At 57.7% G+C, this 7,195-nt stretch carries 6 protein-coding genes; 4 read left to right on the forward strand and 2 right to left on the reverse strand.

Annotated features, from left to right (window positions below; all coding sequences use genetic code 11):
- The first annotated feature begins 96 nt into the window (after positions 1 to 96).
- From ACXJ5O_RS14865 to ACXJ5O_RS14880, 4 genes are all read left to right on the forward strand, one after another.
- A complete protein-coding gene (locus ACXJ5O_RS14865; protein WP_457300554.1) occupies positions 97 to 516 on the forward strand; it encodes a hypothetical protein in 420 nt (139 codons plus the stop codon).
- Between the two features lie 114 nt (positions 517 to 630).
- Positions 631 to 1,377, forward strand: coding sequence for an arginyltransferase (locus ACXJ5O_RS14870; RefSeq protein WP_457300555.1), 747 nt, complete (start codon positions 631 to 633; stop codon positions 1,375 to 1,377).
- Positions 1,378 to 1,809, forward strand: a complete 432-nt coding sequence (locus ACXJ5O_RS14875) for a hypothetical protein (RefSeq protein ID WP_457300556.1) — start codon at positions 1,378 to 1,380, stop codon at positions 1,807 to 1,809.
- A gap of 89 nt (positions 1,810 to 1,898) precedes the next feature.
- On the forward strand, positions 1,899 to 2,801 hold the full coding sequence (locus tag ACXJ5O_RS14880) for a DMT family transporter (protein ID WP_457300557.1): 903 nt from the start codon (positions 1,899 to 1,901) through the stop codon (positions 2,799 to 2,801).
- A 16-nt stretch (positions 2,802 to 2,817) separates the two neighbouring features.
- On the opposite strand, the gene ACXJ5O_RS14885 is transcribed toward ACXJ5O_RS14880, so the two are convergent.
- Both ACXJ5O_RS14885 and ACXJ5O_RS14890 read right to left on the reverse strand, forming a co-directional pair.
- Positions 2,818 to 5,964, reverse strand: coding sequence for an efflux RND transporter permease subunit (locus ACXJ5O_RS14885; RefSeq protein ID WP_457300558.1), 3,147 nt, complete (start codon positions 5,962 to 5,964; stop codon positions 2,818 to 2,820).
- The coding region (locus ACXJ5O_RS14890) for an efflux RND transporter periplasmic adaptor subunit (RefSeq protein ID WP_457300559.1) at positions 5,961 to 7,195 on the reverse strand (1,235 nt) is incomplete at its 5' end. The genes ACXJ5O_RS14890 and ACXJ5O_RS14885, both read right to left, overlap by 4 nt.

A 7,195-nucleotide genomic window follows, 5' to 3' on the forward strand; every position in this document is an offset into this window, starting at 1 on the left:
GTCCACGACCTTTTGCTCGGCACCGTTGTCGTTCGCGCTTATAACTAATCTCAAGGGCTCCTGATCTGGAGCCCTTCTCATTTGGCTTTGTATATCATGAACTTACGCTCCTTCGCGTTCGCTTTTGCGGCGCTTGTACTCTATGGCCTTGGCACCACGACCAGCATGGCAGCGTCACCCGCAGGACGGTTTTGCGGCGAGATGATCTCCAGCGGGGATTATCGTGATGTGGAGACCACCCTGAATGTCGCCAGGGATGGCCATCTCTCCGGCTCCTATGAACTCGATGAACCGGACGGCCGCGTCGAAGGCAACCTGATAGAGAAGGACCTTGGAAGTGGCACGTCTCGCGCCCTCGTCTGGACTGACAAATATGGGAYCGGGCTTCTCTACCTCGATTTCTCCAGTGATTTTGACGGCTTCAACGGAAGCTGGGGCGGCTCAGTCAATGGCAAGTTCGATGCGCCCAGCCATTCATGGAATGGCGCGCGCTGCGGCGGCGGTTCGGTCAGATAACAGCTACTGAACCTAACTCGCCCAAGACATACACATCTGAATACAATATAATTGAATTGACGTTTCAGGCGGTCATAGGATTCTATAGGTGTTACGACCGTCTCAGGACCTTGGATGACCCATCAGCCGCAGCAATCACCGCAGTTCTTCCTGACAGCGCCTTCGCCCTGTCCTTACCTGGAGGGTCAGCTTGAGCGCAAGGTCTTCACGCATCTCGTAGGCGGTCGCGCCGCAGAACTCAATGAGCTGCTGACACAGGGCGGCTTTCGTCGCTCGCAAAACATCGCCTATCGCCCGGCCTGCGAGAACTGCAGAGCCTGCGTATCGGTACGTATCCTGGCGGGCGAGTTCAAGCAGGACAAGTCGATGCGCCGGGTCTGGAACCGCAACCGCGATCTGATCGGGAATATCCACCACGCCGAGCCTTCTACCGAACAATATTCGCTGTTCCGGCATTATCTCGACGCGCGCCACAACAAGGGCGGCATGTCGGAAATGACGGTGCTCGACTATGCGATGATGGTCGAGGATAYGCATGTGCCGACACAAATCATCGAATACAGGCGGCGCGGACCGGACTCCTTCATTACCAAGAAGGGCGAAGGTGAACTCATCGCCGTCGCCTTGACGGACGTGATGGGGGATGGGCTGTCGATGGTCTATTCCTTCTTCAACCCGGAACATGCAAGCCGTTCGCTCGGCACATTCATGATCCTCGATCATATACAGCGCGCCGCGGCCGCCGGTTTGCCGCATGTCTATCTCGGCTATTGGGTCGAGGGCTCGCGCAAGATGCAATATAAAATCCGTTACAAGCCGCAGGAACATCTCGGCACAAAAGGCTGGGAACGCCAGGATTAGATGAGCTTTGTACCAGCGAATTTTGTGCCCCCAGTCGGACTTGATGGACAAGGCTTCCGGCTCGAGCCACTCGGGCCGCAGCACAATCTGCCGGATCACCAGGCGTGGTCCTCGAGCATTCCCCACATCCTTGCAACGCCGGGTTTCAGCGACTGGCCGCCGCTGCAAGGCATGAGCCTCGAAGCCAATCTTGGCGATCTCGAAGAGCACGCTCGCGATTTTACTAACCGAACCGGATTTACCTATACGGTGCTGGAAGGTTCGCAAGTGGTTGGCTGCGTCTACATCTATCCCTCCAAGCAAGACCCGGCGATAACGGTTGTGAGGTCATGGGTCACCGCCGACCGCGCCTATCTCGACACTCCGCTATACGAGGCCGTTTCCAGCTGGCTCAAAACATCCTGGCCGTTTGAACACGTCTTGTATCGCTGACTTTGTTTTAGGGTCCTGCGGCCTCTGGACGGAGATTGTCCTTCCGGCTAGACCACGCGGCATAACAAAAATACGGGAAACGCCGCCGCATGTCTCAACTTCATCTCGATCACCGCAAGGGTCTGCTTATCACTGGCTTCGGCGGATTGATCCTGTCCGCAGATATTCCCCTGCTGAGGCTCGGTGAAGGCGAGACTTGGTCGACGCTGCTTTTGCGCAGCGGCACAACATTCATCAGCGCGTTTGTCATCTGGGCGGTGTGGAGCCTTGCGACAGGCCGCGCGCGCACGATTGTCCCTGGCCGCGTCGGGTTTTTGGTCGCAGGTCTCTATGGCCTCGCCTCAATCTGCTTCATGATCGCGGTCTATAATACGAAGACGGCTAATCTTGTGTTCATCCTGGCGTTCAACACCGTGTTTTCAGCGTTGTTGTCCTGGGTATTCCTGAAAGAACGGCCGAAGACCGTCACGTTCATCGCCATGTTTTTCATGCTGATCGGCGTCGGAATCATTGTGCGCGAGGGGCTATCCTCCGGTCATGTGTTCGGCGATCTGGTGGCGCTGCTGTCCACCTTCATTCTTTCCACTGCGATCACGGTCAGCCGCTCTTCGGGCAAGGATATGGGCTTTGCTGCGATCATCGGCACGCTATTGCCGATGATTGTCGCTGCCTTCATGGTTTCCCAGAATGGTTACACCGTCGCAGTACCCGGCTGGATCATTTTCAACGGCGCGGTCGTGACGACCCTCGCCTTTCTCTGCCTCGCCGCTGGCCCACGGTTCCTTTCTGGGCCTGAGGTTGCCATGTTTTATTTACTGGAAACCGTGTTGACGCCGATCTGGGTCTGGCTGGTCTTTGCAGAAAGGCCCAGCGATCCGACCCTTGTGGGCGGGATCATCATCATCGCGTCACTCGTAGGTCATTCGCTTTGGCAGATGTATCACGTGCGCAAGAGGTCACGGATGGCAGGCTTGGTCCGCCATCCGATCTAGAGTTTACGACTTAGTCTCACTCTGCCGCTTCAATAGCAGGCTTCGAAGGAAGCAGAGGAACGGTGTGAATGCCAGGCCTAACGATGATCCCCGGCTCATCGGGCTTGTTCGGACGGAACGACCAGTGGAATACACGTGCTGTCCAACGGCTGACATCGTCCATGATCGTGTAGAAAGATGGCACGAACACCAGTGACAGGACGGTCGAGATCAAMAGGCCGCCAATCACCGCAATCGCCATGGGCGCGCGGAATTCACCGCCATCACCGAAAGCCATGGCTGCGGGCAGCATGCCGGCCGACATGGCAATCGTGGTCATGACAATCGGGCGGATACGCTTGCGGCCTGCGTCGATGATCGCTTCGTTGCGCGGTATGCCGTGCTTCACCTCTTCGACAGCGAAATCGACGAGCATGATGGCGTTTTTGGTAACGATACCCATCAGCATCAAAATACCGATGACGACCGCCATTGAGACCGAATTATTGGTCAATAGCAGCGCGACGGCGACACCGGCGATCGACAGCGGCAATGACATCAGAATGGTGAAAGCGTGGAAAATACTGCCGAACAGCAGGATAAGAACGACGAACACCAGCATAAGGCCCATGATCATGGCATCTCGGAACCCGGCGAAGACCTCGCCCATGACTTCGGCGTCGCCGGTTTCCTGAATACGCACGCCTTCCGGCATGGATTTCGCCTCCGGCAGGTTCTTGACGATGGAGAGCCCCTCGCCGATCTCCTTTCCGTTCGCCATATTGGCGCCGACAACGATACGCCGTTCGCGATTAAAACGCTCGATCGAGGATGGTCCCTGCCCGAAACTGATCTGGGCAATGGATTCCAGCGGCACCACGACTCCCGATGGTGTGGTGACGGTCAGCGTACTGAGAATTGACAGATCGCGGCGGGATTCTTCGGTCAGCTGAACCCGGATCGGTATCTGGCGATCGCCGACCGTGTATTTGGCAAGATTCGGATCGAGGTCGCCTTGTGTTGCAACACGCAACGCGTCCGACAGCGCTGTCGTTGAAATACCCAACTCCGCCAGCTTGTCCATGCGCGGGGTCACAATGATTTCCGGTCGATCAAGCGCCGCCGTCGAGGAGACTGCCTGAAAGTCGCCAGTCGCAGTCATCGCGCTCTGCAGTGAGCGGGCCTGTTCATTGACCTTGTCGCCGTTGCTGCCGATGACGCCGACAGCGAATTCCCGCTCACCGCGATCATTGACGAAATTCGCCCGCAAATCAGGTACTTGCGACAGTTTGTTGAAAATATCGACCTCGACCTGCTTTTGCGTACGTTCACGCTCGCTTTTGTGGCTGAGCTTCACGATCATCGTCGCGCGGCGGGTGTCGAGAGAGCCGGTCGGCGAGGTCCCGCCGGTTATATAGGTTTGCTGGACTTCGGGAATTTCGCGTACCAGCGATGCCGCTTCGTCAGTTACCCGGCGTGTTTCGTCAATGGGTGCGCCCGGCGGCAGTTCGAGGCTGACCGCGACGCGCGCCTCGTCCTGCGGCGGCACGAAGCCGGCCGGCAGAAAGCCCATGGCCCATATGGCGATGGCAAATATGGCCACACCACTGAGCAGCGTCAGCCATCGATAGCGCAGAGTGACGGTGAGGAAACGGGTATAGGCCTTGATCCAGCCGGTCTCCTGCTCGCCGTGATGCAGGCTCTTGCCATCGCGCAGAAGATAGGCCGTCATCATCGGCGTTATCAGACGGGCGACGAGCAGCGAAAAGAACACTGCGACGGCGACTGTCAGGCCGAATTGCTTGAAGTATTGCCCGGCGATGCCGCTCATGAAGCTGACGGGGGCGAAGACTGCGATAATGGTCACCGAAATGGCGATGACAGCGAGACCAATTTCGTCGGCGGCTTCGAGCGACGCACGGTATGGCGATTTGCCGGATCGCATGTGCCGGACGATGTTCTCGATCTCGACGATGGCATCATCGACAAGGATACCCGTCACCAGCGTGATACCAAGCAAGCTGATCAGATTGAGCGAAAATCCGAGCATGTCGATGGCCCAGAAGGTCGGGATTGCCGACAACGGCAATGCAATGGCTGCAATGAGGGTAGCGCGGATATTACGCAAGAACAGGAAGACCACCACGATAGACAACAATGCGCCTTCAACCAATGAACTCATGGCGGATTCATAGTTGCCGTAGGTGTAGTTCACCGAATTATCGATGATGCTGAAACGGGCGTCAGGATATTTCTGCTGCAGCTGGTCCATCCGGGCCTGCACGAGCGCATAGACATCGGCGTCGCTCGCACCCTTGGCGCGGAATACGCCGAGCGATACCACCGTCTGGTTGTTCACACGGGCAAAGGACTTTGGCTCCTCATAGGCATCGGTGATCGTTCCTAGCTGATCGAGCCGCACGGAGCGCCCGCCGGCAATCGGGATTTCCACCGCGCGTAAATCATCAAGGGTGCGTGACGCGCCGAGCGTGCGGATCGTCTGCTGGGTGGTACCGAGATCACCGCGCCCTCCGGTCAGGTCAGCATTCATGGACTTCAGCGCACGATTGACGTCGGCGGCCGTCACACCAAGTGCGGTCAATCGATCCGGATCCAGCGCCACACGGATTTCGCGTGTGACGCCACCATAGCGCTCGACACGGCCGACGCCTTTCAGGCCCTGGATATCGCGGAGGATCTTGTCATCGACGAACCAGGAAAGCTCTTCCGACGTCATTGTCGGCGCCGAGACGCCGTAAGTCAGGATCGCAGAACCCTCCACGTCGACCGAATTGATTATCGGTTCCTTGATCGTTGCGGGAAGGTCATCGCGGATGCGCGAAACTGCGTCCTTGACGTCATTCAATGCCTTTTGTGTATCGACCTCGAGCCGGAATTCCACCAACGTCGTGGAGTTGCCTTCGGTCAAATTGGTCGTGACGTTCTTAACACCGGTGATATTTGCCACCGAATCCTCGATCCGCTTGGCGATCTGCGTTTCAAGTTCTGTCGGCGCTACGCCCGGATCGGTAACAGACACCGAGATCAAAGGCACATCGATATTGGGAAAGCGCGTGATGGGCAGCTTGGCAAAGGCCATCAGGCCCAGCACCACCAGCACGACGAAAAGCAGGATCGACGGGACGGGATTGCGGATGGACCAGGCGGAAATGTTCCAGTTCATTTGATGGCCCCCGTCGCCTCGTCGGCTATCCGGACAGGCGTGACGCGGTCACCATTGGCTACGAACGTACCGGCACGCGCCACGACATCTTCGCCCTCGCCAAGGCCTTGCAGCACTTCGACAGCACGATCATTGCGAATGCCAAGTTCAACCTTGCGGCTTTCGATGACACCATCCTTGACCACCTGCACGAGCGCCGAAGTGCCATGGTAGACCACGGCAGAAAGCGGGACGTTGACGCCTTCACGACGGGTCAACTCGACTACCGCGCGGGCAAAGTTGCCGGGCCGGATCGATGCATTCCTGTCGAGCGCGATTTTGACCGAACCGAGACGCGAGCTTGCGGTGATCTCCGGCGATATCAGGCGGACACGGCCGGCGACAGGGTCGTCCAAGCCGGAAACCCGGACGGAAACCGGCATGTTTTCTTTCAAGCGCGGCAGATCGACTTCGGGAATATTGGCCGCCAGCTCGAAATCGCGATCACGGGCGATGCGGAACAGAGGGCCGGCATTGAAAGAGACAATTCCACCGAGAAGTGCATTGCGGCTCAAGACCACACCGCTAGCGGGTGCCCTCACATCAGCTTTCTCCAGCCGCAGCAGGACATCGCGCTTTTGCGCGGCAACGAGCTGCAATTGCGACTTGGTGGCTGACAGAGCCTGCCGGGCCGTGTTGAGACGGGCATTGGCGCTGTCATGCGCGTTGGTGGCGTTGTCCAGTTCCATTTTGGAATTGATGCCCTTCATCGACAGGGCACGCGCCCGCTCCAGAGCTTCCTGCGCCTGGCGAACGGCAATCTCGGCGTCGACGATCTGCGCCTCGGATTGGGCAATGGATGCATCGGCCTGGGCGCGTTGCGCTTCGATCTGAGCCAGCTGGATTTCGAGCGAGGATTTATCGAGGCGCGCGAGGATATCGCCCTCTTTCACCACGTCGCCTTGATCGGCATTGAGCTCCAGAACAAGCAAACCGGCGACATCGGTACCGACTGCCACTTCCTGACGAGGCACAATAGTACCCGTAACGGTGAGCGTTGCGACCATTTCATTGATGCCGGCAGGGATGACATTGATGACCGGCGGCTTGGCTTCGTGGATTGCTGCCAGCGTTTTGTCTTCGGCAAATCCGCTGGTGGCCGTGGACGATGAAAGGCCCAAGGCAAGAGCCAGGGAAATCAGTACTTTTTTGCTATTCTGGCTCATTGGAAAACCCGGGGTGAGAGCAATAT

It is taken from the genome of Phyllobacterium sp. P5_D12, from assembly GCF_054049495.1.